This window comes from Gillisella vitis (assembly GCF_001541345.2).
Classification (GTDB): Bacteria; Pseudomonadota; Alphaproteobacteria; order Rhizobiales; family Rhizobiaceae; genus Allorhizobium; species Allorhizobium vitis.
The window spans coordinates 1,079,132-1,103,759 of the sequence record NZ_LMVL02000002.1; the positions used below are offsets into that span (position 1 = coordinate 1,079,132).

Genomic DNA, 24,628 nt, shown 5'->3' on the forward strand with positions numbered 1-24,628 from the left:
AGCCAACACTAACCATTTCCGAAAAAACTATTCCAAAGAAAATAATGCGAGTAGTTTCTTGACGTTTCTTTACATTTTCGGAGCAAGAGCGAAAATTCGATACCACATTGCAGAAAATCTCGACGCAAGATCGGCCTTGCGCTGTGATATCAACCTTGATCCGAGCTCAGATCCTTTACAACAGCGTCCGCCCATATCGCAAGGACGATGTTTACTCCGCAAAAGCTACATCAAGGGTGGGCTATTGTTTTTGGTTCAGTCAAATGACTGTCATATCTCTTAAGTTGGATTTTATCATTTCGGCCATTTAGAGTTGTTGCATTGTCAAGTTTCGGAAAGACCCTTGTCGGGAGGGTCATAGGAGGGGTCATTGAAGATGACAAATCGTATTTGCGTGCACGGTTTTCTGCGTTAGGACTGTGCGTATCCTATGTCTGTTTCAGGGCTTCTCATGACCACACAGCACGTCATCCGCGACGCCAACGAAGCGGACCTTGCCGCTATTGTCGAGATTTACAATTACGCCGTCGAGCATACGACCGCCATCTGGAACGAGGCGTTGATCGATGTAGACAATCGCCGTGTCTGGCTGGAACTGCGCCGGGCCAAAGGCTTTCCGGTCCTTGTGGCTGAAGTGGATGGCCGCGTTGCGGGCTATGCATCCTATGGCGATTGGCGGGCGTTCGATGGTTATCGTCATACGGTCGAGCACTCGGTCTATATCGATAAGGACCACCGGGGCGCAGGGCTTGGCAAGGCGTTGATGCAGGCGTTGATCGAGCGCGCCAAGGCTGGAAATGTGCATGTGATGATCGCCGCCATCGAGGCCGGAAACGCGGCCTCAATTGCTCTGCACGAAAAGCTCGGCTTCCGCCTGGTCGGCATCCACCGCGAGGTCGGCATCAAATTCGGCCGCTGGCTGGATCTGGCGGCGATGGAACTGATGATTGCGCGTTGATTACTCTATCCGGGCCCGCACCATCTCGCCGCGAATGGTAATGGCGGGGTGGGCGCCCGGCGTATTGGGCAGGGCGCTGTCGATATAGGAGGCGGTGGCCTCGACCAGATAGCTGATCGATGTGGGGGTGAGGAAGCGCAGGGTGGCGTCCATCATCCGGCCGGACAGCAGAATGGTTTCATCCTTGCTGATAGTCTTGAAAAACGCCTGTACTCGCAGCGCTGCGCCTGAAACATCCAGCGTGCTGGCATGGCCGTCCAGGGTGAAATCTCCAGCATCGGCCCGCACATTGATGGTGGAATAATCGCCGTCAAGCCCGATGCGGGCGGCTTTCTGGCGGATCAGCACGGCAGATTGCGGACGCAGATTGGCCTTGAGCTTTATGGTGCAATCCGACCAGTCGAAATAGCGCGACAGATCGGCGACATCGACAATCAGGGTATCGTTATCGATATGCATCCGGCCACTGTCCGCGCAGTCGCGAGCATGCCAGCCGGATTGCCAGAGCGACCCCCAGCCGTCACGCTCGCCTGTCAGGGTGGCGGTCAACGGCGTGTTTGGATCGGTGGTTACGGAAATCAGGCTGGCGGCACCATCGACGCGCAGTTTGGAGATAGCCGACAGATCAAGCGGCACGCCAATCGGAACATCGTGCCGCCATAGCGCCATGGCCCGATCCAGGGCGGCGATGCAAACTAGTCCTGCGGCAATAGCAAGCACGATCACACGTTTTTTCATGGGTCTTCACTCCAATGGGTTGCGATGCGCCAATCTTTGCCAAGGGAGGTCATGCTGCGACCTGAAACACGTTTCTGGTCGTCGCCGATCATGATCGGGGGTATAACAGTCGCAAGAAATGCCCCATGCAATCGCTCAAAAATTCACCGCGCTCAACGATTCCCGTCACATGATCTTTTTGCCAATTTCCTTTTTCGTTGCCCTGCTGCTTCTAACCCTGTTGATCCGTATGCTGCGGCAGGACGATGCCCTAAATTTTTGGTTGCGCATCGGATTTATCCGAAAACCGGTTTCCACTTTTCGGTCCGATGCTCGAGCGAGGCCTTTCCTGCTGCTGTTGGCGGTGATGGCGGCGCAATCGGTTCTGGTCGGTTTGCGCTGGGGCTACGGCATGATGCTGGTCATGCCGGCCATGTCAGTTCTGGCGACGTTTATCCCACCTTTGAGCTTTCTAGCCTTTCGCAGTCTGACCTCGACCCATGCGGATCGGCAGGATCGTGGTTTGTCGCATGTCGATTGGCTACATGCCTTGCCAGCCATCATCGTGCTGGTGCTGAACGGTGCGGGCGGTGGGCCAATCGACGCCATCATCATCCTCACCTTCCTGGCCTATGGACTGGCGCTGTTCTGGCTGGCGCGGCTGGGGCCGGACGGGCTAACGGCATCGCGCCTGGATGGGGCGCTTCGTTCTTACCGCGCCCTGCAATGCATGGCAGCGTCGCTGCTGGCCTCAGCGGTTACCGATGTCGTCATCAGCCTCGACTTTGCCTTTGACGGTGGCCGCCATGCGGCAACGGTCGTCTCGGCCTTCATGACCCTGATCCTTCTGGCGCTCGGCTTTGCTGCGTCGCTGGCCGAAAGCGGCGCCTCTTCAGATGAGGGTGCCTCTTCAGATGGCAATGGACGCGAAGAGGAACGGGCAGGGGACACAGGCGACAAGCCGGTGCCGAGACCCGCGAGCGAGGAGGACGCGCGGATTGCCAGCGCGCTGGCGGCGATGATGGTGGAAAAACAGCTCTACAAGGATGTGGACCTTAACCTTGGCCGGCTGGCGCGTCGTCTGGGCCTTCCCGCACGGTCCGTGTCAAATGCCGTCAACCGGGTACATGGCACGAGTGTTTCGCAGTATGTCAACAATCACCGCGTGACAGAGGCCTGCCGGCTGCTACGGCACAGCGATGCTCCGATTACCAGCATCGTCTTTGAGGCCGGTTTCATGACCAAGTCCAATTTCAATCGGGAATTCCTGCGGGTCACGGGCCAAAGCCCCAGCGCCTGGCGGCGGCAGGAGACGATCACGCAAGCGTGTGCATAGTCGCGCTTGGCAAAGCCAACGAAAGACGATTTGCCGGGATTGGGCTGATATCAGCAATCATAAAGCAAAATTCCGCAAGCCTTATGGGGCCCACGGAATTGAGGTCTGACTATCGAATGGCATGAATGCCAATTCGAAGATGCTCACGCATCTTCGAGACTTGGTATTACTTGGCGCGGCGGCGGCGCTGGCCCAGGCCCATTTCCTTGGCGAGCCGCGAGCGGGCTTCCGCATAGGCGGGAGCAACCATCGGGTAATCGACAGGAAGGTCCCATTTCTCGCGATATTCTTCCGGGCTCAAGGTGTGATGGGTCATCAAGTGACGCTTCAGCGACTTGAAAGAGCCGCCACATTCCAGGCAGATGATCTGGTCGCCCTGAATCGACTTGCGAACGGCGACGGCAGGCTTCTGCTTTTCGACCACAGATACCACTGGCACCGGTGAAGATGTATTGGACAATGCGGTATGCACATCCGAAATCAGGTGGCTGATGTCCCCGATTGGTACAACATGGTTGCTGACATACGCTGCAACGATATCTGCCGTCAGTTCGACCAGAAGATCGTTTCCTGACGATCCAAATGCCGTTTCACTCATTTTTTTCTCCTGTCATATGTCTGCCTGACGGTTCGTTTGCCACCCACCGTCGACACTGAATTCAAACCAGTTTGACTGGTTTGCGTGATACCCCCACATAAAATCCACTGCCAGCCAGCCAGGTTGGCAGTGTTATATTAGATATTTACGCCATTAACCCAAAACTAGTCTCCAAATTCATTGTCCGTCCCAGATCTACAACCCGGACGGTTGTATCGGCTGAATACATGCTGCTTTTGAACTAGATCGAAATTGAAAACGGTTCAGTGATCCAAATAGTCCTTTTAATGAATTATCAACATCGGGAAAAATGTCCAGTTCCTATTTATCCTAATTCTTGTGCGTGAAAGAATGTAGATCAGATCAAATATGAATGGCACTCTGCTCTTATGATACTTTTAGAACGGTCTCATTCATAATTTGTTAACTAAGTCCTTCTTGCCGTTGCCAATGCCGTTGCTCATTTCATCGAGCACGGTCGCCTGGGCCAGGGGATATCCGACATGCCGCGCCGCTTTTGCCAACAAGTGGGCGGAGACCGGCGCTGTCAGTACAAAGAAGAAAAACCCGCAAAAGGCGCGTGCAAAAACCGACAAATCTGCGGAATTGACGCCAATTGCCAGTAACAGCAGGCCCGATCCCACCGTTCCGGCCTTGGAGGCTGCGTGCATGCGGGTGAACAGGTCCGGCAAGCGGTTAAGACCGATTGCAGCAATTACCGCAAAAAAAGAACCGCCCAAAATCAATACAGATGTTAAAATCGCCGTCGCCATTTCCATTAATCTGTTTCCTTTTGGGACATGTGCCTATTTGTACCGCTCCGCTTGCGCCTGCGCTCCATTCGAGACTTTTCCACAGCTAATTGTTCGGCTGCCGCCCGAATTGCCGGCTCGGTTTCCGGTGTTTCGCCAATCACGCCGCGCACAAGGATGAATCGCGCAAAGGCGATGGTGGTCAGAAACCCGACCAGGCCGAGCGAAATGGCAATGTCCATGTAGAGCACATAGCCCGACTTGATCGCGAAGACGGCAATAAAGCCGATGACAATGCCAACCAGCATGTCCAGCGCAATGACCCGGTCGGGCAGGGTCGGGCCACGCATCACCCGGTAGACGGTCAGGAAAAAGGCGACGGCCAGCAATAGAAGCCCGGCATTGCAGGCATGGTGGACGAGGAGTTGCGCGGCTGTCATATCGGGATGGGTCATTGGAACGCCTCGCGGATCTTGCGCTCGAATCCCTCGGCAATGTCGCGCCGGGCCGAATCCGGATCGCTGCAATCCAGCGCATGGACATAGAGGATCTTTTGGTCCTCAGAGACATCCACCGACAGGGTGCCGGGCGTTAGCGTGATGAGATTGGCCAACAGGGTGATTTCGAAGTCGCGCTCGACGCTGAGCGGAAAGGCGAAAATGCCGGGCTTGATATCGAGTCCTGGCGACAGGACCATGATCGTTACCTTCCAAGCGGATTTGGCTAGCTCGCTGAGAAACAGCAGCAGCAGAGACAGGATGCGCCACGTTCTGTTGAGATAGGAGACGCCGCCAATCTGCTCGCGCAGCAACCCGACCACCGCCAGCGACAGTACGAAACCAAACAGAAGATTATGCAGGCTGGCACTGCCGGTGACTGCCACCCAAATGATGGCCATCAGCAGGTTGAGGATCAACAGCCTCATGGGCGCGCCTCCGTGGGAAAGACCGAGGTGATATAGGCCGACGGATCGACAAGCCCGACCGCGGCGTCCTGCGAGAGTGCGATCAGCTTTTCAGGAAACAGCCCGAACCAGACGATCAAGCCCGCCAGCAGCAGGATGGGCGCAAGGGATGAACGTGTTGGCGCGGTAAGGATTCCTGGATTGGCTTGGTTGGAATTCACGTCTGATTCGTCCCTGGCCAGTTGTGTCCGCCAGAAGGCCAGCAGGAAGACCCGGGCCAGCGCAATCGTGGTCAGGAAGCCGGATAGCAGGATGGCGCCGGCCATCCACCAGGCGCCGATATCGAGCGCTGCTTTCAACAGCATCACCTTTGGCCAGAAGCCGGAAAACGGCGGCAGGCCACTTGCAGCGAAAAACAGCGCCAGCGCCAGGAAGGAAAAACCCGGTGCTGCGCGGTAAAGACCAGACATGTCCTGTAATGCAAAACTGCCAGTTATCCGCCCAGCCTGGCCCACTACCAGATAAAGCGCCGCCATCAACAGGATTGAGTGCATGGCATAAAAGATCGTCGCGCTCAGCCCCTGTACGGCGCCAATGGCGATACCGGCCAGCATGATGCCGATGCCGGAAATGACGACAAAGCCCATCAGCCGGCGGATGTCGGACTGGCCGAGAGCGCCGACCGCACCCAGAACCATGGTGGCGGCGGCAATCACCCCCAAAACCAGGCTCAGTTGCTCGCGCTCAATCGGAAACAGCATCACCACGACCCGCAACAGGCTGTAAATGCCGACCTTGGTCAGCAGGGCGGCAAACAGTGCCGACACCACAATGCGCGGCGTGTGATAGGAGGCAGGCAACCAGAAATTCAACGGGAAGGCGGCGGCTTTCATGGCAAAGGCCAGGGCAAACAGCGTGGTCAGCGTCATCAGCGGGGCGGTATCGCGCAAACCATCGGCCTTGCGGGCGATATCGGCCATGTTGAGCGTGCCAAAGCTGGCATAGAGAAAACCGATGGTGATCAGAAACAGCGTGGTGGCGATCAGGTTCAGCACCGCATATTTCAGCGCGCCGTCGATCTGTTCGCGCTCGGAACCGAGGATCAACATGCCGAAAGACGCGATCAGCAGCACTTCGAACCAGACATAGAGGTTGAAGATATCGCCGGTCAGAAAGGCGCCGGAAACCCCGGCCATCAGCACCAGAAGAAATGGATAGAAACCATAGCGGCGACCGGATGTATTGATATCCGTCAGCCCATAGACGCCGCAGGCCAGGGCGACGATGGCAGACGTCAGGGCAAACAGCGCGCCGGTGATATCGACGGTGAAGGCAATGCCGAAGGGCGGCATCCAGCGGCCCATCATCACCGTCAGCGGACCGTCCTTGATGACCTCGAGCAGAAGCGCCAGATCGATCAGCACCAGCAGGACCAGGGTGGGAAGGGCAATCATCGGCTGGAGGCGGGTGCGGTCACGCAGCATCAAGGCCACGGCCCCACCGGCCAGACACAGGGCCACCGGCAGGATGGGCAGCCACTGGGCAAACGTGGTCGGCGTCTGCACCGTGGCAGCGGCCAGGGCGGCATTCAGAGCCTCAGTATTGGTGGTTGAAACGGCCATGCGGTTGTTCTGGTCTTTCGGTTTAGAGCATTGGTGTTGCCGGGACTTATTTATACCAAGCCTCGAAGATGCTGACGCATCCTCGACTTGAAAAATTGAAAATATCTCAGATGCATGAGAGGCCTGAGATATTTTCAAAAGGCATACCAACGGTCATTTTCAATGACCGTTGGTATTAGTAATCAAGCGGCGGCAAGGGCGGATTTTTCGGTTCGGCCAGCCGCATGTCATCGGTGTCGTCGGTGTCGAGATCCTGGTAGGCACGGTAGGACAGCACCAGCAGGAAGGCGAAGAACGAAAAGGAAATCACGATGGCCGTCAGGATCAGCGCCTGCGGCAGGGGATTGGCAGCGGCCATGCTCAGCACGTCCTCGCCCTTCATCATGATCGGCGGCACTTCGCGGGTCAGGCGCCCGGCAGTGAACAGGCCCAGATTGACGGCATTGCTGAGCAATACGATGCCGAGCAGCACCCGCACGATATGGCGTGACATGATCAGGTAAAAGGCGGTCGTGGCAAACAGCCCGACCAACAGGGAGAAAATCGCTTCCATCAGTCATTCTCCCTTTCGCCCAGCGCCAGCGCAATCGAGGTGATCGCCCCGACTACCACCAGATAGACGCCGATATCGAAGCTGGTGACGGTGGCGACCGGCACATCGACGCCGAAGATATGCGGGGTGATCCACAGTCCGGTCATGAACGGCACGCCTGCGAAGGCCGAGACGAAGCCGGACAGGCAGGCCATCAGCAGGCCGAAGCCCGCCACCGACAGCGGATGCACATAAAGGGCGCGGCGCACCGCCTGCACGCCGAAGGCCATGCCGTAGATGGCAAAGCCGGAGGCGGCGATCAGCCCGCCGATAAAGCCGCCGCCCGGCTCGTTATGACCGCGCAGCAGCACGAAAACCGAAAACAGCAGCATCAGCGCAGTGACGACGGGCGCAACGGTGCGAAAGATCAAACTGTTCATCGAGGCTCTCCCACCTCATTGCCTTCGTGCGTCACCCCTGAAGGCAAAGCCTTCGGCTTGGGCGCGCGCAGCCGGATCAGCGCCAGGATGGCAAGCCCGGTGATCATCACCACGGCAATTTCGCCCATGGTGTCGACGCCGCGGAAATCGACGATGATGACGTTCACCACATTGGCCCCATGGGCGATGACTTTGGAATAGCTGTTGAAGAATTCCGTCAGGGTCGGGTCGAAGGGCACTTGCGTCACCTTCAGCAGCATCAGCGTCAGGCCAGCCCCGGCGGCAAGCGCCACCGTGCCGTCCAGCAGGATCTGGGGTAGGGGCCGATGATCGGCGGGATGCAGTTTCAGCCGCGTCATCACCAGCGCGAGGATCACCACCGAAAGCGTTTCGATCATGAACTGGGTAAAGGACAGGTCCGGCGCGCCAAACAACAGGAAGATCACCGAGATCGCAAAACCCTGGATGCCGAGCGCGACGATGGCATCCAGCCGGTTGGCAGCCCGCAGCACGCCGTAGAGACCGGCCACGGCGATTAGCAGGAAGGCGGCTTCATGCAACTCGATCCGCTCCGGCAGCACCGGCCAGGACGGCGTCTCGCCAAACAGCATCATCGGCACCAGGAAAGCTGCGGCAATGGCGATCAGGGTCACGGTGACATAGACATCCAACCGCCCGCCGTGCAGAACATTGGTGATGCGGAAGCAGAGCCGTACCAATCCGGCCATCATGTGGTCGAAGCCCTGGTCCGGGCCGGGGCCGAGCCCCTCCAAGAGGGTTGCCACCAGGCGGCGCAGCCTGTCGAGCATCATGAACAGCACCAGGCCGATGGCGATGGTTAACAGCGACAGGGCGAGCGGCACGCCGATATGCGGGACAAGGCCGATGGAGACGGTCACCGTTCTGCCGGTGACAGCGCTGACCATCGGCGAGGAAATCGCCTGGTGAAACGGCCCGGAAAACACCGCAGCACCCAGCCCTACCAAGGCCAGCACCAGCGGTCCCAGCCACAGCAGAGCCGGGCCGTCATGGGCGGGTTTCGGACTGGTCGCAACGCGCCCCAGAAACGGTTTGAAAGCCAGCGCCAAGCCGACGACCATCATCAGCGCATTGCCGATCACGGCGATGGCGGTAAACAGCAGGGCGCGAAGATTGCCGCCCGCCAGTGCCTCATAGATTTCTTCCTTGGCGAGAAAGCCGAACAGCGGCGGCAGTCCGGCCATGGACAGCCCGGCCAGCAGCGCCGCCGTGAAGGTAACCGGCATGGCCCGCGCCAGCCCGCCAAGCTTTGTCAGGTCACGGCTGCCCGCTTCATGGTCGAGAACACCGGCCACCATGAACAGTGCGCCTTTGAACAGCGAATGGGCGACCAGATAAAGCACGGCGGCCGACAGCGCATGGGGGGAGCCGAAACCGGTCAGCATCACCATCAACCCCAGCGAGGCGACGGTGGTATAGGCTAGCATCAGCTTGAGGTCGGTCTGGCGCACGGCGATGACCGAACCGACGATCAGCGTGACGCCACCGAAAAACGGCAGCAATATTTCCCAGGCGGGTGTGGACCCCAGCACAGGCTGCACGCGCATCAGCAGGTAGACCCCGGCTTTGACCATGGTGGCCGAGTGCAGATAGGCCGAAACGGGTGTGGGTGCTTCCATGGCGTTGGGCAGCCAGACATGGAAGGGAAATTGCGCCGATTTGGTAAAGGCACCCCCCAGAATCAGCAGCAGGATTATCAGATAGAAGGGGCTGGCGGTGACCCTATTGTCGCTATGCAGCAGCATCGACAATTGCGTGACGCCTGACACGTTCCACAGCAGGATCAAACCGGCCAGCAGCAAAAGCCCGCCGCCGCCGGTAATCACCAGCGCTTGCAGCGCCGCGCGGCGGGCAGCCGGGCGTTCATGGTCGAAACCGATCAGCAGGAAGGAGGTGATCGAAGTCAGTTCCCAATAGATGAACAGCATCAGGAAACTGTCTGAAATCACCACGCCCAGCATGGCGCCCATGAACAACAGCAGAAAGGACAGAAACCGGCCCTGCTGCGGATGGCCCTTCATATAGCCGCCCGCGTAGAGCACGATCAGTGTGCCGATGCCGGTAATCAGCAGCGCGAAGGTGAGGGACAATCCATCGAGAAACCAGGAAAAGCTGACATTGTAGCTCGGCACCCAGGCATAGCCGCCCGTCACTTCCTCGCCGCGGGCGATTTCCGGCAGGAAGCCGAGAAAATGCATGAAGGAAAGCAGGGGAAGAAGCGCTAAGGCCCACGCCGCCCGGTGCCCCAGCCGCCGTACCAGCCAGGGCGCCAGACAGGCGCCCAGAAATGGCAGGACCAAAGCCAGCAGCGTCATACCGGCGGCATCAGCAATCATTTCGTCTCCTGTTGTCTGCGACCGACGAGCAGCCTCCCGGTTTGTGCGGCGCTGATTCTGTCCTGATTTGGCCGGTTTCTGCCTGATTTGGCGGTTGCTTGGCGAATATAAGGATTTCAGCCGGAACGACCACCCCAAATCGGTGTCGTCAATCTTCTACCCGGTCTGGAAGGTGCTCACGCAGTCTTGGCGTGAAGACCTTGCAAAACGTTCCCATTCAATTGAGGCTCTTGATATTCACAAATTCGACAGGATGAACCATCGTTGGAAAAGCCTGTGACGCGTTCTACCGTTCGGCTCGCCCTTGCCTGATTGTCGCCTGTCTGATCGCGGCCTGTCTCTCTTGGCCGCCCGACTTGCAGCACCGGGACGAAACACTATCTATAGGGTCAACTCCGAACAGGATAGCGAAACGAGGAGGTCTCATGAGCGAGGACAGCATCGACAGCCGTGAAAAGCCCGCAGCAGCGCGCAGCGAGGCCGAGTGGCGCGAACAATTGACGCCGGATCAGTATCGAATCCTGCGCGAACATGGCACAGAACGGGCCTTTACCGGTCCTTACTGGGATAATTTCGAGCCGGGCCTTTACCGCTGTGCCGGGTGCGACACGCCGTTGTTTTACTCCGATACCAAATTCGATGCCGGTTGCGGCTGGCCGAGCTATTTCGAGCCGGTCACGCCGGACGCCGTCACCGAACATCGCGATACGGCTTATGGCATGGTGCGCACCGAAATCCGCTGCGCCACCTGTGGTGGCCATCTCGGCCACGTGTTTCCCGATGGCCCCAAGCCGACCGGCCTGCGCTATTGCATCAATGGTCATTCGATGGTGTTCGAGCAAAAGCCCTGACAGTCCGTCGCGACATGCGTTTGATGTCGCATAGGTGCATTGCCGTCGGGCAAAAGTGGCTTCCCCGAAATGCCCATGTTTGACCGCGCCGCGTATCAACAGGATGCGCGGCGCGTGGGCATATTGAACTTGTTTCTATAAAAACCCCCTGAATTAGCTGGGACAAACTCACGGCGGCGTGGAAAATAATCCTGAATACGCTTGTGGATTTCAATAAAAATAATAATGAAAACAAAGGATAGAGTTTTGGCGGCGTGAAAGTACGTTCACAGGGATTGCGAATATTGATATGAATAAAATCCTATAAAGGGAGACGTTATCATGTCAGCAATGCCGCTTGAACATCCTGTCCCGGTCAAAGCCTCCAGCCGGGTTCTGTGCCATTCCGTTGCCAGGGTGACGGAAGAAATATTTGTAGTTTTTCAGAGCCCGGCTCTCATGCATGCCGGACGCCGCCGTCAGCGCTGCCAGATCCGCCAGATCGCCATGTATCTCTGCCATGTTGTGCTCAGCCTGCCACAACAGGAAATCGCCCGCGCTTTCGGCTATGACCGGAGCACGGTATCCCATGCCTGCCATGTCATTGAGGACCGGCGCGAAAATGCGGCCCTCGACCAGTTTCTCGGCGTTCTTGAACGTGTCGTCGCAGTGCTGTCGACGGTGGCCAGGGATGGGCGCGATGCGTAAGCTCGAAAATCAGACATCGCAAAATCCGGCATCGGCCATCAAGCCCCTATTGCGGCTGTTGCGGCTGGCAAGCCGGGGTGTTTTGCTAGAGCCAGCCGGTCCCGGCGAAACCGCGCTGCTGCGGCCTCAGGATGGGGTGCTGCTGGGCCGCGTACCCGACGCGCTGTTGCACCAGGCGCTGGCGGACGGCCTGGTCCGGCGGAAAGACAATAGGCTGGCCGCGACCGGCGAGGCGGAAAGCTTCCTGAAGCGGGCCATGGCTGAGCGCGAGGACGAGATCTTTGCGGGCCAGCATGGGGAGAGGGCGACCGAGACCCTGGTGGAGCCGGATGGCAGCCGCTCTACCGTACGGCGCAATCTGGATGACCAGCCGTTTTCAACGGTGGCCCGGCTGCGGGACCGGACTGGCAAGCCCTATCTGCCACCGGAAGCGGTTGCCGCCGGGGAGCGCTTGGCGGCGGATTTCGAGCGTGGTCATTTGCAGCCACGGATCACCGCATCCTTTGAACCGCGCCTGGCACAAAAGCACAAAGGCGCACGGCCATCCGGGCCGGATCTGGCCGACAGCGCGCTTGCCGCGCGGCTGCGGGTTGGTGAGGCGCTGACGGCTTTGGGGCCGGATCTGTCTGGCGTCGTTCTGGATATCTGCTGCTTTGCCAAAGGGTTGGAAACCGTGGAGCGCGAGCGGCAATGGCCAGCCCGCTCGGCCAAACTGATGTTGCGCACAGCCCTAATGGCGCTGGCCCGTCACTATGCGCCACCACCGGCCCGCTCTGGATCTGGCCTTCGTCATTGGGGCGAACGCGATTATCGTCCGCCGCTCTCGGGCGTTCCGGCGTGAGGCTTCCGGTGACGGAATTTGTAACATCTCTACCGCCAAGCCGGATCGCTTTTCCGGCTATCTGAAGATCTTAAACACTTGAGATAGCCGGAATGTGTTCAAAGCCAGGATGCCTCAGCATCTTCAAGGCCTATTAAGCGGCTCCGCCGCCGGGCAGATCGAGTTGATTGATGAACTGATCGGCAAAGTAGCTGAGGTTGCCATCATAGTTCTTCAACTGGGACAGCAGATCTTCATCCGACATGTCGGTGTCGCTGTCATCGGTGCTGTCCGTTGACGACGATGCGGTGGCGCTATCGGTATCCTCTGTCGATGACGTGGATGTTTGCGTCGAGCTAGCGCCCGTCGAAGCGCCAGCGGACGGCACTGCGAACACTTGCGACAGGAGATCGTCTTCAACGGTGGCGGCATCCGTGCCCGATGCGCTGGCTGTGGTCGATTGCGCTTCAGTGCTTGTCGAGTCCGAAGAACCGGCGGTGACTTCTGCGTCCTTGTCTTCGTCCGAAGTGGTGTCGCCGTTGGCCGCTGTTGCCGAGGTTAGCTGAGACAGCCATGCCTCGAACGACGTGGACGGATCGGTCGATACGCTTTCGCTTGTATCGCTCTCATCCGTCTCTTCGGTGCTATCGCTACCGAAGAGCGCGTTGAGCAGTGTATCATCGCTACTGCCGCCGCTGCTGCTGCCGCCGCCTGACAAAGAATCGAACAGACCACCGCTGCCGCTGCTGGATTTTTGCTTTGATGAACTCGATGTATAGGTAGATTGCGATGCATTGCTGCTAGAAACTTGCATGGACCTCTCTCCGTGTGCGACCGTGCCATTCTGCGTCTGTCCTGAAACCGGGTCTGGTCGATGGCCGGTTACGCAACCACTGAAAATGCGACCGCCTGACTTTGGCCGGAGATAATGGCCGGCGCTGGCCGCATGATCGGTGAAGATATGATCAGTAAAGACTGGGCACACCTGCTGCAAAAGCCGTATCCTGGACCGGTGGCATTCCAAAATGCAGCGCAGCGGGCGTTAGCCCTGTCGCATTCATGACGGCGTCATGCCGTGCAAGTGAATAGGTATAACTTATAACCTGTTGCCTTGCGCCAAGCTGATCATTCGCATCTCTGCGTTGAGAAAATCTGCCCTGGTTTAGAGCTTTCCTTAGGAGGCGTGGAAGCCGATTTTCCATAAAATACAATCGGAAACTGTGGAAGAGAGAAGCTCTGGGTTCAATGTCACAGGACGCGATGATTCAGCGTGGGCTCCCTCTCACCCTGCCTCCGCTTTGCTTGGGAAGGGCTCTCCCTTCTGGGCTCTGGCGCGACCGGCCCTTGATACGGGCCCTGTCCGACACGTTTGAGTTCGCCATTTGTTGCCGAAGTTTAATCCTTGCACTGATTGACACTTTTCGATCCCTCTGATTATCGGTACTTAACAGCACTTATAAGTTTATCGTCGTCCAGAACGGGATTTACATTTTTTAACGTTTTGGAAGATTTGGATAAAATCAGGTTGAGGCGTTTTGACCTGAGACAGAAATTCCAGCGGTCAGCACCGCTGAAGGAAGGATCACAGTGTCGCGTAAACTGTTCGCAGTCGGTGTCATCGTCGTTCTGGTGCTTGGCGCCATTGGCTTCACTCTGTTCAAGCGTTCCGAGGCCAATCCGACCGATGGGCTGCTGCTGGCGGCGGTCAAACGCGGCGATGTGGAAGAGACCGTGCTTGCCACCGGCATCTTCAAGCCGTCCCGGCTGGTTGCTGTCGGCGCCCAGGTGTCCGGTCGGATCACGGCCCTGCACGTAAAAGTTGGCGACACCATCAAAAAGGACAGCCTGGTGGCCGAGATCGACTCGGTCACCCAGGTCAACGACCTGCGCACGTCAAAGGCTTCGCTGGCTGATATCAAGGCCCAGAAGGAAGAGGCCGAGGCGACCCTGGTCAGCGCCGAACTGGCGCTGGTGCGCCAGCAGAATTTGAGGGCCAGCAATTCCGGCACCCAGGCGGATCTTGAAAGCGCGGTGGCCACCCGCGACAAGACAAAGGCGCAGATCGACAGCCTTCAGGCCCAGATCGTCAAGGCGGAAGTCGCCGTGGAAACCTCCGAGGCCGATCTCGGTTATACCCGCATCACCGCGCCCATGGATGGCACGGTTCTCGCCGTGGTCAACCAGCAGGGCCAGACGGTCAATGCCACGCAATCGGCACCGACAATCGTTATTCTGGGCGACCTGAACCAGATGATCGTGCGGGCTGAAATCTCGGAGGCCGATGTGGTCAATGTCAGGCCGGGGCAGGCGGTCTATTTCAACATTCTTGGCCAGCCTTCCGTTCGCAACGAAGCGGTGCTGAAATCCATCGAGCCCGCGCCGGAATCGATCACCAGCGACAGCAGCGTTTCGACCTCGTCCAGTTCGAGTTCGTCAAGCAGTTCCTCCAGCACATCGTCCTCGGCTATTTATTATAACGGCATCCTGGACGTCGATAATTCCGATGGACGGTTTCGCACCTATATGACGGCGGAAGTGCATGTCGTGCTTGGCGCGGCGAAGAATGTGCTGACGGTGCCAGCCTCGGCGCTTGGTGCCGGTGTCAAGACCGGTAAGGCCAGCCTGCGGGTGGTGGGTGCTGACAACGCGATTGTCACCCGAGCGGTGGAAATCGGCCTGAACGACGGGGTCAATGCCGAGGTGAAATCGGGCTTGAACGAAGGCGAGAAAATCGTCATCGGCCAGGCCGATCCTTCCGCCAAATCGGCACCGGGGGGCTTTGGGCCACCGCCCGGAGGGATGTGATCCATGGCCCTGCTCGAGCTGAAGAACCTCACCCGCATCTATCGCTCCGGGGAAGAGGATGTTGCGGTCCTCAAAGGCGTCAATCTCAATATCAACCGCGGCGAGATGGTCTCGATCATCGGGCCATCCGGTTCGGGAAAATCGACGCTGATGAATATCCTCGGCTTGCTCGACCGACCGAGTGGCGGCACGTATGAGATCGATGGCAAGCGCACCGACGAACTGGACAGCGACGCGCTCTCGGCGCTCCGGCGCGAGCATTTCGGCTTCATCTTTCAGCGCTATAACCTGCTGTCGGATCTGACGGCGCTTGGCAATGTGGAAGTGCCGGCAATCTATGCCGGAATTTCGCCCTCGGATCGACGTAGCCGGGCGACCAAAATCCTGCAAAGGCTGGGAATGGGCGAACGGCTGCGTCACCGGCCTGGGCAATTGTCCGGCGGTCAGCAGCAGCGTGTGTCCATCGCACGCGCGCTGATCAATGGCGGCGAGGTGATCCTGGCCGATGAACCGACCGGCGCGCTCGACAAGCATAGCGGCGAGGAAGTGCTGCGCATTCTCGACGAATTGCATGCCGAGGGACGCACCATCATCATCGTCACCCACGATCCGGGCGTTGCTGCGCGCGCTGAACGGGTGATCGAGATAGCCGATGGCGAGATCATTGCCGACCGCCGCCAGGACAAGCCGGTGCTGGTGCGTGAAAACACCCTGCCATCCACGGCCCGACCTCATCGGTTCCCGGGTCTCGACCGGCTCGGCGAAGCCTTCATGATGGCGGTCAGGGCGCTGGCCTCGCACCGGCTGCGGACTTTCCTGACCATGCTGGGCATTATCATCGGCATCGCCTCGGTGGTGTCAGTCGTGGCGCTCGGGGCTGGCACCCAGCAGAAAGTGCTCTCCAATATCAACGGGCTTGGCACCAATACGCTCGAGATTTTCCCCGGCAAAGGATTTGGAGATACCCGTTCGGGCAAGATCACCACGCTGAAGGTCGGCGATGCCGATGCACTGGCCCGGCTCTCTTATGTCTCCGCCGTAACCCCGACCGTTTCCACCTCAGGCACGGTGCGCTATGGCGCCACCGTGGCCAATGTTTTGGTCAACGGCGTTGGTGATCAGTATTTTACCGCCAAGGGCTCCAAGCTGCTGGCCGGGCGGCTGTTCGACCACGCAAGCGTCGTTGCCATGACCCAGGAAGCGGTGATCGACCAGAATGCCGCAAAAGCGCTGTTCGGCGACGATCCGGCCATGGCGCTTGGCCATACGGTGTTCCTGACCGATGTGCCGGTGCGGATCGTTGGCGTCATTGAGGCCCAGCAGGGCGGCTTCGGCTCGAACTCCAACTTGCAGGCCTATCTGCCCTATAGCAGTGTCCAGGCGCGGTTCCTGGGAGATCTGTCGCTGCGCAGCATCACTGTCAGGCTCGACGACAGCGTCGATAGTTCCGTGGCCGAGAGTGCCGTCACCACCTTTCTTGCTGGCCGCCATGGCGAACAAGACTTCTTCATCCTCAACACCGACGACATCCGCAAGACCATTGTCAGCACCGCCCAGACCCTGACACTGCTGGTGGCGGCGATTGCGGTGATTTCGCTGATCGTCGGCGGTATCGGGGTGATGAATATCATGCTGGTTTCGGTGTCCGAACGGGTCAGCGAGATTGGCGTGCGTATGGCGGTGGGCGCGCGGCGTCAGGATATTCTCCAGCAATTCCTGATCGAAGCGGTATTGGTCTGCCTGATCGGCGGCGGCCTCGGCATCGGCTTTGCCTTGTCGATCGGCTTTGTCTTCAGCATGCTGGTCAAGGATTTTGAGCTGGTCTATTCCACCACATCCATGGTGGCGGCCTTCAGTTGCTCCTGCCTGATCGGCCTCATCTTCGGCTTCATGCCCGCCCGCAATGCCTCAAGGCTCGACCCGGTGGCGGCGCTGAGCAAGGACTGATAAATCGGGCCAAGGATTGGGAAGTTGGGCCAAGATTGGGAAGGCGGGGCAAAAGTAATGCCCCGCCTTCTTGCCGGACCGGCTGGCGGGCCGTCCTGCTACTCTTCACGCTGCTATTTTTGGTTCACGCCCCGGGAATGTAGGGCACGAGCAGCGTCGAGCCGTAGTCTCCACCGAAGTGGATGATATGGCGGCCCTTGTTGAGGGTTGGAATAGGCGGCAATTGCGGAAATTCCGGCCTGATCAGCAGGTCGGTTCCTGTTATCACCAGTTCCAGTGTTTCGCCCGGCTGCCAGCGGATGCCATAGGGCCAGAAGCCGATTTCGACGGGCACGATTTCTCCCGGTTTCAGCTTGGCCGGGCTATCAAAGGGCAGGAAGGGCTCGAGTTCGCTCGAGCGCTGCGGGTCCGTGGCGCGCATTGAGACGCGCAACCGGCCATTGGGGCCGACATGGGTGCGGTCCGTCACCACGTTGCATTCCCGCACCACGCCATTCGTGTCGCGTTTCCTGACGAAGGCAAACAGGTCCATGTCGTCATGGCCGTCCGCCTCCACCCAGAGCTTCAGATTGAAGAAGCCGGTCAGTTCCGTCAGCTCGTTGACGGTGATGGAGAAGGAAACGCCTTCCTTGTCCGCGACATCGTAGGAAAGGCTGGCGGGCTCAGTCTGGCTTTCGTGAGACAGCACCGGTTTGCCATCCTTCAGCCCAAGGTGAAGCGCTTTGGTGACCTGACGCTCGAGCGGGAAGGCGGCCTCGCTGCGGTTCACGGTATCGCGGTTGCCTGGGTCCATTACGGTGAGGCGCACACGCGGTGTGGTCTCCCACCCATTATCGATATTTTTCAAGTAACGATCGAAGAAGCGGCGCAGATCATCGACATTGTCAGGGTTGAAATAATCGGTCCATTCATGGGTATTGTTGACTCGCAACCATTTTTCCGTCGATGAAATCGAAGACCAGCCACGAAATGTACCGCCCGTGTGCAGCAGATTGGTCCAGGAGGCCACCACATAGGCGGGAACATCGATGTTTTCGAGCTCGGCGATCTTGGTTTTCCAATAGGTGTCGAGCAGTGGATGCGTGGCCGTCATGGCAGGAATGTCTTCCACCAGGCCGGGACCGCACAGCCGTCCGAATATGCCTTCCGAGAAGATGAATTCCGGAATGCCGCCGCGGCAGGCGGTATCGCGGTAGATATCGGAGGCCCCCTCCCAGGGGGCAATGGCAGCCAGATGCGGCGGACGCAGGGCAGCGACGAACCATTGCGACATCGCCAGCATGGAATTGCCGGTCAGGCCGATCTTGCCATTGGACCAGGCTTGCTCGCCGGCCCACTCGATCAGGTCGTATTCGTCTTCCGGCTCCTGCCGTCCCCAGGCGTGGATGTCGCCTTCGGAATTACCGGCACCGCGGCTGTCCGGTGCGATCACCACATAGCCATGGGCCACCCAATAGGCGGGTGTCGGGGCTTCGAACTTGTTGAGCCCATCCTCCCATGCGACGGGCACATCCATGCGCGTCGGATGCCCGAAGAGATCGTTGTTCAACATGCCACCGCGCTTGCCGTAGGGGCTCCAGCCGATAATGGCTGGATACTGTCCCTCTTCGACAGGCCGATACAGATCCGCCCGGATCTTCACGCCGTCGCGCAGTGTTACGGCCACATCCCGTTCCACCAGCACATCCGATTGCAGCGGCATGCCGCCTTCGCGGTGGGTGCTGCCCTTTTTGAGAATGAAACTGCGCTCATCCACCCGATAATTGGTGGAGTTCTCATTAACCACCGCTTTTCTGAAAATAACGTCGATACCGTCTAAATCTTTGGTAATATTCATGTTTTCCTCCATCTTGCGCTGGTCTTCCTGTTGCTGGCCCCACATTGCTGGCCCGATTTTCGGGCAATGAAAAGCCATGGCTTCAGGGACCGGCATCCTCCCAGTGACCGCCATTTCCTGCCCTGCATCGTGCTCATCTGCTTACGACAGGAAACACCCAAACGTTACGCCGTTTGCATAAAAATGCAACGTATGTTTAATTTTTTTATTGGCTGTTGTCATTGACGCCCTGTTCGGTCACGGGGCAAAAGATCAACCAACGGCCTCATCGATGAAGCAGACATGACCATGAGCGACGAACAACCAGCCAAGATAAAGCCGACCCGCGTCGGCAGGCCCCGGTTGGGAGCGGAGGTTGGCCGCGAGGCAATTCTCTCGAAAGCCATTCATGCTTTTGGCCGCCAAGGCTTTGACGGGGTTAATCTGCGGGACCTGGCAAGGCAGGCCGGGGTCAATATTGCGCTGGCAAACTATCACTTCGGCTCAAAAGCCGCCCTATGGGAGGCATGCCTCGAACGCATGAACCTGCGCGCCACGCCCTGCATCAGCACCTTGCAGGCCATTTCGGTGGCCCCTTTAGCCTATTCTCAGAGAATGGCGGATTTCTATGCCGCCTTCATCCGCTTCAATGCCGACCTGCCGGATTATGGCCTGTTCATTCTCCAGGAGATGGTTCAGGAAGGCCCGCGCCAGGAACAGGTGAAAGCCTCGCTGATCGATCCTTTTCACGATGCGACGGTGCCGCTTCTCTTGGAAGGAATGGACCTGGGACTGGTCCACCGACAGGATGCATCCCTGCTGTTTTTCACCCATTCCATTACCATTTCGCATGTTCTGGCAGGCCAGGGTACGATGGCATTTTTCCTCCAGCCTGAGGACCGCAGGGAACAGACGATGAAAGATATTCTGGCAATGATCATCCGTTCCGCCATTGGCGTACTGCCGGACGAATTCGAACAAGCGATGGCATCGGCCAATCCAGACGCATAAGTTTTATGATACGGCAACAAGGATAATCGCAAGCGGGCGGGGTGGCTCTTATCGCCTTTCTGGCACCGGCAGCCCTCTCAGACCCGCGCCACAGCCTCGCTCCTGATCCGTTCCACCATTGAACGCAGGCCGTTGGCGCGTTGGGCGGAGAGGTGTTCGATCAGGCCGAGCTTGCCGAACAGGTCGAGGGCGTTAAAGCCTGCGACTTCCGAGGCGGTCTTGCCGGAATAGGCTGATAGCACGATGGCGACCAGGCCCTTGACGATATGGGCATCGGAATCGCCTTCGAAATTCAGGATCGGGTCTGGACCTTCGTCCGCCTTCGTCACCAGCCAGACCTGACTGGCACAGCCCTTGACCTTGTTTTCAGCGACACGCTGTTCTTCCTGCAGGTCCGGCAGTGCCTTGCCCAGTTCGATCACGTAGCGGTAGCGGTCTTCCCAATCGTCGAGATAGGCGAAGTCGTCGATAATCTGGTCGATGGGCGTCATGGGAGGATCATCCAGGCGGTTTTTCGGGTGTTTCAGGTGGCTTCCGGTGAGGGCTTTGGAAGCCGCTTGAGGCCATATAGGCCTTTCCCATGCGGAAATGAACCGGCTGCGCCGGTAAAAATCACTCAACCTGCGGGTTTCGGCCTTGGTCTCGGAACGGTGATGGTCAGGGGCACGCCATTGCCAGCCGCAGAGACCGTACCGGTGACCATATGGTCTTCGCTGGTAGCAGCAGCAGGGGTGGCGATTGTCGCTTCCGTGACGCTGCCGTGGGCTGGCGCGGTATCGACGCTGATGGCCTGATGATCCTCTCCGGTGCCGAACTGACGGTTAAGCAATTGATAAGCGACCAGCGCACCTTCACGCGCCCGGATTCCGATGGCCTGAAGCGTCTGGCCGCCCTTGACGCAGACATCGGGCTTTTCGCCGCAGAGGCCAGACACGTAATCATAAGCGCCAGATGCGGCGGAAACGGCGTTTGCCAGCTCGAATTGCGGTGCAGATGCCGATCCATCGCGCGGCGCGCCGCCCAGATAGGACAGGGCGACCAATACCAGCGTAAACCAGAATGCTCCCTTGATCAGAAACCACATGACCGCTTATCCGTCTCGTTCTGCGACAGTTTCTCGTCTGTCGCGTCGGTTGCGCCGGTCTAATGGCCGGGCTGCTGCGAAACAGACTATGATTCGCGCGGAAATATCGCTTTGCAAAACACCATCGGATTTTCTGCGTATTTTCATAAAATGCGTTCTTTCCGCATTTGAACCACATTCTAGTCAAAGTTTAACGACTGAGGTTAAGCATAATTGCGGCAGAACCCTTCTGTTCCCGGGCTTTTTCATTCCACCAAACGCCACAGATATTAACGTGATGCGGAAAAACATGCAAAATCCGTTGCTTACGCCGCGTTAACCATGTTTTCGAAAGCTTCTGACCCCTGTCCCTTTCCGAGACGGAAACACCGGTTTAGGCGGGTTTTGCAGCTTTCCCTTTATCTTTTCCTTAAGGCGGCGACCTCTATTGTTTGGTCAGTAAAGAGGACCGCAAGTCGCGGAAATTTGGCGTGTTGGTATTGAGTAAAATCGCTGATCGGGCAAAGACCCTTCTCGACGAAGCCGTGAGCCTGGTGGTGACGCGCATCGGCGCGGAAGCCTCACCGTCTCGCGCCGAAGTTGCGGCGGCACGTTGCGTGGTCCTGGCCTGTCTGCCCGCTTTGGTCCTCGTACCGTTCATCCTGTCCTTCTTTCAAGGTGTCGCCGTTGCCCTGCCGCTCGGCGTTGCCATTGTTGTCGGCCTGTTTCTGATCGCCGTGGTCGCCGCCCTGTGGCTGGCGCGCCTGTCGGGTCGTCAGCCCGCCATCCGTCATTCCCTGGACACGAGCGCTTCCATCGATCTATCGCTGTTTCCCGGCATGGTTTTCACCCTGGACGCCCAGGCGCGGGTCGAGACCGTCGGCGGGCGCGATGCCCGCGACTTCCTGCCGTTCCTGCGCAATCCGCTCGGCCGTCCCTTCATCGATCAGGTGCATGTCACCGACCGTATTGCCTTCGTGCGTGCCTTTGACGCCCTGCGCCAGGGCGAGGATGTTGGCCGTGTGCAGTTGCGGCTTGCCCGCCCGACCGGTCATCCTGAAGGCGTCAAGGGTGAGACCGGCGAAGGTCAGTATAGTGACACTGCGAGCGACGAGGCTGCCGATGGCACGCTGATGGCGGTTGGCCTCGACATGGCCGTGCGCCGTGACGAACGCGGTGGCATTGCCGGGATTTTCGTACAGATGCTCGATTGCCGTGAGCAACAGCAGATGGCGCAGCGGCTGGTCAAGCTCGATGCCGATCTCCAGACGGCCAACGAAGCCAAATCGCGCTTTCTCGCTGCCGTCAGCCATGAATTGCGCACGCCGCTGAATGCCATACTCGGCTTTTCCGATATTCTGATGGGCGATTATTTCGGCCGGATGGAAGATGAGCGTCACCGGGAATATGTGCGGTTGATCCGCCAATCCGGCGGCCATCTTCTGTCTGTGGTCAATACCATGCTCGACATGTGCCGCATCGAGGCCGGGCGCTACGAATTGCTGGTGGAGCCGTTCTGCATTTCGCAGACCATTCACGATTGTGAAAACATGCTGGCCTTGCAGGCCCAGGAAAAGGGCGTGAAGCTTACCAGCCGCATTGGCCGCGATGTGAGTGAACTGACCGCCGATCCGCGCGCCGTGCGGCAGATCCTGATCAATCTTGTTGGTAACGCCATTAAATTCACGCAGCCGGGTGGTGTTGTGACCGTGGATGCGGCACGTTTCGGCAAGGATCTGGTGATCTCTGTCAGCGATACGGGTATCGGTATCGCCCAGGATCGCATCCTTCTGCTTGGCCAGCCTTTCGTCCAGGTCGACAGTGATTATAACAGGAAATTCGACGGCGTTGGCCTGGGCCTGTCGCTGGTCAAGGGCCTCGTTGCGCTGCATGGTGGCACATTCCTGTTGACGAGCCGTGTGGGGGAGGGGACGGTGGTTTCCATCACCCTGCCAATCGACGGATCGGGCATTGCCCGGGTTCAATCCACAGGCGAAAGCCGTCAGATCGAATTTCCGCCACGCTTGCCCGTCAGTGACAGGCAGCCTGCTCGCGAGAAGCTCGATGGGCCGATGGGTGAGAACTTGGCGGACGACAGGATGGGGCTTGCCCAATCGTTGCGGCAGCACCAGATGGATGAGGTCTCTTTTGAAGAGGGCGCAGAACAAACGCACGAACGGCAGGGTAGCGGGCAGCCGGGCCAAAGGATGGGCCAGCAAAAGGATGTGAATGACGACGCGAAAGCGAAAATCGCCTGATAAAAGAAAACCGGCCCGCAAGGAGCCGGGTTTTCTGATGATGGCCGCTCGAGCGTCCATGCGCCTCTGCGCGCGCAATCCAGCCCGGTTCACCAGCACGGTCGGCTTTGTCGTGGTCATGGGTTTCGTTGCGGCCAATGCTTTCTGGTACCAGCCGGGGCGGCATCCGTCCCCCTTCCTGCGCACCCGCGATCCGCATGATTTTACCGCCATGCTGGGGCTGAACAGCAACCATTCCCTGAAACCCGACCCTGATGACGTCACCACGTTCCGTATTCAGCGCCAGACAGCGGAAAACACACCCGCTAGCACAGCGCCCGGCAGCGGTGGTTCAGCAACAGGTGTATTGCAGGCAGCGGAGCCTGGCACCGACCAGCTGACCGCCGGTATCCAGGCGCAACTCATTCGGCTTGGGCTTTACGATGGCGTGGCCGATGGCAAACGGGGACCCCGAACCGATGCGGCGATCAGCGCTTATCAGCGGCGGATTGGTATGCCCGTTACCGGTGCGCCCAGCGATGACCTGCTGGCAGCGCTGAGCGTCGATCAGAAATCTCCCGCCGGTGCTGCCCCCAAGGGGAGTACGCCTCCAGTGCGTCCTATGGAACGGCCGGTTCAAGTCACGGCGACAGCGGATGATGCCATCGATCCCGTAGCCGCTGCCATTCGCAATGCGGAAAAGACCGTCACCACCGCCCAGTCCGTGCCTGTGCGGCCCAACCCCGCCCGGTTGCCTACGGCAACTCCGGTATCGACCGCCGCCGTCTCCACCGGCAAAACCCAGTCCGGTACGTTGGCCAAATCCGCGACGACAGCAAATGCGCCGGTGCCGCAAGCGCCTGTTGCCTCTGCCAGCCTTGTCACGACCGGCGCCAATGGAACGGGTGCCAATGGAACGGGTGCAAGCGGGGAAGCAAGCCTGATCATGGATATCCAACGCGGCCTGATCAATATCGCTTATACCGATATCAGCGTCGATGGCGTGGCTGGCGACAAGACCAAGGCCGCCATCCGCCATTTCGAGCGCCATTATCGCCTGCCGGAAACCGGCGAACCGAATATGGCGGTGCTGAAAAAGCTGAAATCCATCGGTGCTTTGTAAGCCACCGTCGACAGCTTTTCCGTATTTTCCTGAC

At 58.7% G+C, this 24,628-nt stretch carries 23 protein-coding genes; 10 read left to right on the forward strand and 13 right to left on the reverse strand.

The features are described 5' to 3' along the window. Positions 1–451 precede the first annotated feature (451 nt). Positions 452–958, forward strand: a complete 507-nt coding sequence (locus tag ASB66_RS09895; RefSeq protein WP_060718956.1) for a GNAT family N-acetyltransferase — start codon at positions 452–454, stop codon at positions 956–958. Here the strand turns inward: ASB66_RS09895 and ASB66_RS09900 are convergent, their stop codons facing one another. Further along, a complete protein-coding gene (locus tag ASB66_RS09900; protein ID WP_060718955.1) occupies positions 959–1,696 on the reverse strand; it encodes a hypothetical protein in 738 nt (245 codons plus the stop codon). Between the two features lie 169 nt (positions 1,697–1,865). On the opposite strand from ASB66_RS09900, the gene ASB66_RS09905 reads away from it, so the two are divergent. After that, positions 1,866–3,011 (forward strand): helix-turn-helix domain-containing protein, encoded by a 1,146-nt coding sequence (locus ASB66_RS09905; protein ID WP_081089128.1) that lies wholly within the window; start codon positions 1,866–1,868, stop codon positions 3,009–3,011. A gap of 166 nt (positions 3,012–3,177) precedes the next feature. On the opposite strand, the gene ASB66_RS09910 is transcribed toward ASB66_RS09905, so the two are convergent. The 8 genes from ASB66_RS09910 to ASB66_RS09945 all read right to left on the reverse strand — a co-directional run bounded on the left by ASB66_RS09910 (position 3,178) and on the right by ASB66_RS09945 (position 10,234). Next, complete coding sequence (locus tag ASB66_RS09910) at positions 3,178–3,609, reverse strand: Ros/MucR family transcriptional regulator (RefSeq protein WP_015915334.1); 432 nt, start codon at positions 3,607–3,609, stop codon at positions 3,178–3,180. Between the two features lie 413 nt (positions 3,610–4,022). Next, positions 4,023–4,388, reverse strand: coding sequence for a monovalent cation/H(+) antiporter subunit G (gene mnhG, locus ASB66_RS09915; protein WP_060718953.1), 366 nt, complete (start codon positions 4,386–4,388; stop codon positions 4,023–4,025). After that, positions 4,388–4,801 carry a cation:proton antiporter gene (locus ASB66_RS09920; protein WP_060719231.1) on the reverse strand — a complete coding sequence of 138 codons (414 nt, stop codon included), beginning with the start codon at positions 4,799–4,801 and terminating at the stop codon, positions 4,388–4,390. Before ASB66_RS09920 ends, mnhG begins: the two co-directional genes overlap by 1 nt. A gap of 11 nt (positions 4,802–4,812) precedes the next feature. Beyond that, the gene (locus tag ASB66_RS09925; RefSeq protein WP_060718952.1) at positions 4,813–5,286 is read right to left on the reverse strand and encodes a Na+/H+ antiporter subunit E; all 474 of its coding nucleotides are present in this window, start codon (positions 5,284–5,286) and stop codon (positions 4,813–4,815) included. Beyond that, a complete protein-coding gene (locus tag ASB66_RS09930) occupies positions 5,283–6,887 on the reverse strand; it encodes a Na+/H+ antiporter subunit D (RefSeq protein ID WP_060718951.1) in 1,605 nt (534 codons plus the stop codon). Before ASB66_RS09930 ends, ASB66_RS09925 begins: the two co-directional genes overlap by 4 nt. A gap of 175 nt (positions 6,888–7,062) precedes the next feature. Continuing rightward, entirely contained in the window at positions 7,063–7,440 is a 378-nt protein-coding gene (locus ASB66_RS09935; protein ID WP_060718950.1) for a Na+/H+ antiporter subunit C, read from the reverse strand. Continuing rightward, positions 7,440–7,859, reverse strand: a complete 420-nt coding sequence (locus ASB66_RS09940; protein ID WP_060718949.1) for a Na+/H+ antiporter subunit B — start codon at positions 7,857–7,859, stop codon at positions 7,440–7,442. The genes ASB66_RS09935 and ASB66_RS09940 overlap by 1 nt, the downstream gene beginning before the upstream one ends. Further along, positions 7,856–10,234: a putative monovalent cation/H+ antiporter subunit A gene (locus ASB66_RS09945; RefSeq protein WP_060718948.1), complete on the reverse strand. Its 2,379-nt coding sequence runs from the start codon at positions 10,232–10,234 to the stop codon at positions 7,856–7,858. The genes ASB66_RS09940 and ASB66_RS09945 overlap by 4 nt, the downstream gene beginning before the upstream one ends. Before the next feature lie 425 nt (positions 10,235–10,659). Between ASB66_RS09945 and msrB the strand changes: the two genes are divergently transcribed. From msrB to ASB66_RS09965, 3 genes are all read left to right on the forward strand, one after another. Beyond that, positions 10,660–11,085, forward strand: coding sequence for a peptide-methionine (R)-S-oxide reductase MsrB (msrB, locus tag ASB66_RS09955; protein WP_060718946.1), 426 nt, complete (start codon positions 10,660–10,662; stop codon positions 11,083–11,085). 321 nt (positions 11,086–11,406) lie between these two features. Next, positions 11,407–11,772: a helix-turn-helix domain-containing protein gene (locus ASB66_RS09960; protein WP_060718945.1), complete on the forward strand. Its 366-nt coding sequence runs from the start codon at positions 11,407–11,409 to the stop codon at positions 11,770–11,772. Next, positions 11,765–12,613: a DUF6456 domain-containing protein gene (locus tag ASB66_RS09965; protein WP_060719230.1), complete on the forward strand. Its 849-nt coding sequence runs from the start codon at positions 11,765–11,767 to the stop codon at positions 12,611–12,613. Before ASB66_RS09960 ends, ASB66_RS09965 begins: the two co-directional genes overlap by 8 nt. Before the next feature lie 133 nt (positions 12,614–12,746). Here ASB66_RS09965 and ASB66_RS09970 read toward each other — a convergent pair whose 3' ends face one another. Next, entirely contained in the window at positions 12,747–13,406 is a 660-nt protein-coding gene (locus tag ASB66_RS09970) for a hypothetical protein (RefSeq protein WP_060718944.1), read from the reverse strand. A 773-nt stretch (positions 13,407–14,179) separates the two neighbouring features. On the opposite strand from ASB66_RS09970, the gene ASB66_RS09975 reads away from it, so the two are divergent. Both ASB66_RS09975 and ASB66_RS09980 read left to right on the forward strand, forming a co-directional pair. After that, on the forward strand, positions 14,180–15,397 hold the full coding sequence (locus tag ASB66_RS09975) for an efflux RND transporter periplasmic adaptor subunit (RefSeq protein WP_060718943.1): 1,218 nt from the start codon (positions 14,180–14,182) through the stop codon (positions 15,395–15,397). Between the two features lie 3 nt (positions 15,398–15,400). Continuing rightward, positions 15,401–17,344 carry a MacB family efflux pump subunit gene (locus ASB66_RS09980; protein ID WP_060718942.1) on the forward strand — a complete coding sequence of 648 codons (1,944 nt, stop codon included), beginning with the start codon at positions 15,401–15,403 and terminating at the stop codon, positions 17,342–17,344. Positions 17,345–17,468: 124 nt separating this feature from the next. Here ASB66_RS09980 and ASB66_RS09985 read toward each other — a convergent pair whose 3' ends face one another. Beyond that, on the reverse strand, positions 17,469–19,181 hold the full coding sequence (locus tag ASB66_RS09985; RefSeq protein ID WP_158544210.1) for a CocE/NonD family hydrolase: 1,713 nt from the start codon (positions 19,179–19,181) through the stop codon (positions 17,469–17,471). A 288-nt stretch (positions 19,182–19,469) separates the two neighbouring features. On the opposite strand from ASB66_RS09985, the gene ASB66_RS09990 reads away from it, so the two are divergent. Continuing rightward, positions 19,470–20,171: a TetR/AcrR family transcriptional regulator gene (locus tag ASB66_RS09990; protein WP_158544211.1), complete on the forward strand. Its 702-nt coding sequence runs from the start codon at positions 19,470–19,472 to the stop codon at positions 20,169–20,171. A gap of 77 nt (positions 20,172–20,248) precedes the next feature. Here the strand turns inward: ASB66_RS09990 and ASB66_RS09995 are convergent, their stop codons facing one another. Together ASB66_RS09995 and ASB66_RS10000 are read right to left on the reverse strand one after the other, a co-directional pair. Next, on the reverse strand, positions 20,249–20,662 hold the full coding sequence (locus ASB66_RS09995) for a SufE family protein (protein ID WP_060718939.1): 414 nt from the start codon (positions 20,660–20,662) through the stop codon (positions 20,249–20,251). A 125-nt stretch (positions 20,663–20,787) separates the two neighbouring features. Then, on the reverse strand, positions 20,788–21,255 hold the full coding sequence (locus ASB66_RS10000; RefSeq protein ID WP_081089110.1) for a DUF5330 domain-containing protein: 468 nt from the start codon (positions 21,253–21,255) through the stop codon (positions 20,788–20,790). Between the two features lie 470 nt (positions 21,256–21,725). On the opposite strand from ASB66_RS10000, the gene ASB66_RS10005 reads away from it, so the two are divergent. Beyond that, positions 21,726–23,492: a sensor histidine kinase gene (locus ASB66_RS10005; protein WP_234612543.1), complete on the forward strand. Its 1,767-nt coding sequence runs from the start codon at positions 21,726–21,728 to the stop codon at positions 23,490–23,492. A gap of 37 nt (positions 23,493–23,529) precedes the next feature. Further along, positions 23,530–24,594, forward strand: a complete 1,065-nt coding sequence (locus tag ASB66_RS26700) for a peptidoglycan-binding domain-containing protein (protein ID WP_234612525.1) — start codon at positions 23,530–23,532, stop codon at positions 24,592–24,594. The last annotated feature ends 34 nt before the right edge of the window (positions 24,595–24,628 follow it).

Excerpts from the sequence above, each read along its gene's own strand:
- ASB66_RS09985 (WP_158544210.1), bottom strand. The coding sequence starts at position 19,181 with ATGAATATTACCAAAGATTTAGACGGTATCGACGTTATTTTCAGAAAA.
- msrB (WP_060718946.1), top strand. The coding sequence starts at position 10,660 with ATGAGCGAGGACAGCATCGACAGCCGTGAAAAGCCCGCAGCAGCGCGC.
- ASB66_RS09925 (WP_060718952.1), bottom strand. The coding sequence starts at position 5,286 with ATGAGGCTGTTGATCCTCAACCTGCTGATGGCCATCATTTGGGTGGCA.
- ASB66_RS09945 (WP_060718948.1), bottom strand. The coding sequence starts at position 10,234 with ATGATTGCTGATGCCGCCGGTATGACGCTGCTGGCTTTGGTCCTGCCA.
- ASB66_RS09935 (WP_060718950.1), bottom strand. The coding sequence starts at position 7,440 with ATGGAAGCGATTTTCTCCCTGTTGGTCGGGCTGTTTGCCACGACCGCC.
- ASB66_RS09905 (WP_081089128.1), top strand. The coding sequence starts at position 1,866 with ATGATCTTTTTGCCAATTTCCTTTTTCGTTGCCCTGCTGCTTCTAACC.
- ASB66_RS09940 (WP_060718949.1), bottom strand. The coding sequence starts at position 7,859 with ATGAACAGTTTGATCTTTCGCACCGTTGCGCCCGTCGTCACTGCGCTG.
- ASB66_RS09900 (WP_060718955.1), bottom strand. The coding sequence starts at position 1,696 with ATGAAAAAACGTGTGATCGTGCTTGCTATTGCCGCAGGACTAGTTTGC.
- ASB66_RS09895 (WP_060718956.1), top strand. The coding sequence starts at position 452 with ATGACCACACAGCACGTCATCCGCGACGCCAACGAAGCGGACCTTGCC.
- mnhG (WP_060718953.1), bottom strand. The coding sequence starts at position 4,388 with ATGGAAATGGCGACGGCGATTTTAACATCTGTATTGATTTTGGGCGGT.
- ASB66_RS09910 (WP_015915334.1), bottom strand. The coding sequence starts at position 3,609 with ATGAGTGAAACGGCATTTGGATCGTCAGGAAACGATCTTCTGGTCGAA.
- ASB66_RS09970 (WP_060718944.1), bottom strand. The coding sequence starts at position 13,406 with ATGCAAGTTTCTAGCAGCAATGCATCGCAATCTACCTATACATCGAGT.
- ASB66_RS09965 (WP_060719230.1), top strand. The coding sequence starts at position 11,765 with ATGCGTAAGCTCGAAAATCAGACATCGCAAAATCCGGCATCGGCCATC.
- ASB66_RS09920 (WP_060719231.1), bottom strand. The coding sequence starts at position 4,801 with ATGACAGCCGCGCAACTCCTCGTCCACCATGCCTGCAATGCCGGGCTT.
- ASB66_RS10000 (WP_081089110.1), bottom strand. The coding sequence starts at position 21,255 with ATGTGGTTTCTGATCAAGGGAGCATTCTGGTTTACGCTGGTATTGGTC.
- ASB66_RS09995 (WP_060718939.1), bottom strand. The coding sequence starts at position 20,662 with ATGACGCCCATCGACCAGATTATCGACGACTTCGCCTATCTCGACGAT.
- ASB66_RS09960 (WP_060718945.1), top strand. The coding sequence starts at position 11,407 with ATGTCAGCAATGCCGCTTGAACATCCTGTCCCGGTCAAAGCCTCCAGC.
- ASB66_RS09990 (WP_158544211.1), top strand. The coding sequence starts at position 19,470 with ATGAGCGACGAACAACCAGCCAAGATAAAGCCGACCCGCGTCGGCAGG.
- ASB66_RS09980 (WP_060718942.1), top strand. The coding sequence starts at position 15,401 with ATGGCCCTGCTCGAGCTGAAGAACCTCACCCGCATCTATCGCTCCGGG.
- ASB66_RS09930 (WP_060718951.1), bottom strand. The coding sequence starts at position 6,887 with ATGGCCGTTTCAACCACCAATACTGAGGCTCTGAATGCCGCCCTGGCC.
- ASB66_RS26700 (WP_234612525.1), top strand. The coding sequence starts at position 23,530 with ATGATGGCCGCTCGAGCGTCCATGCGCCTCTGCGCGCGCAATCCAGCC.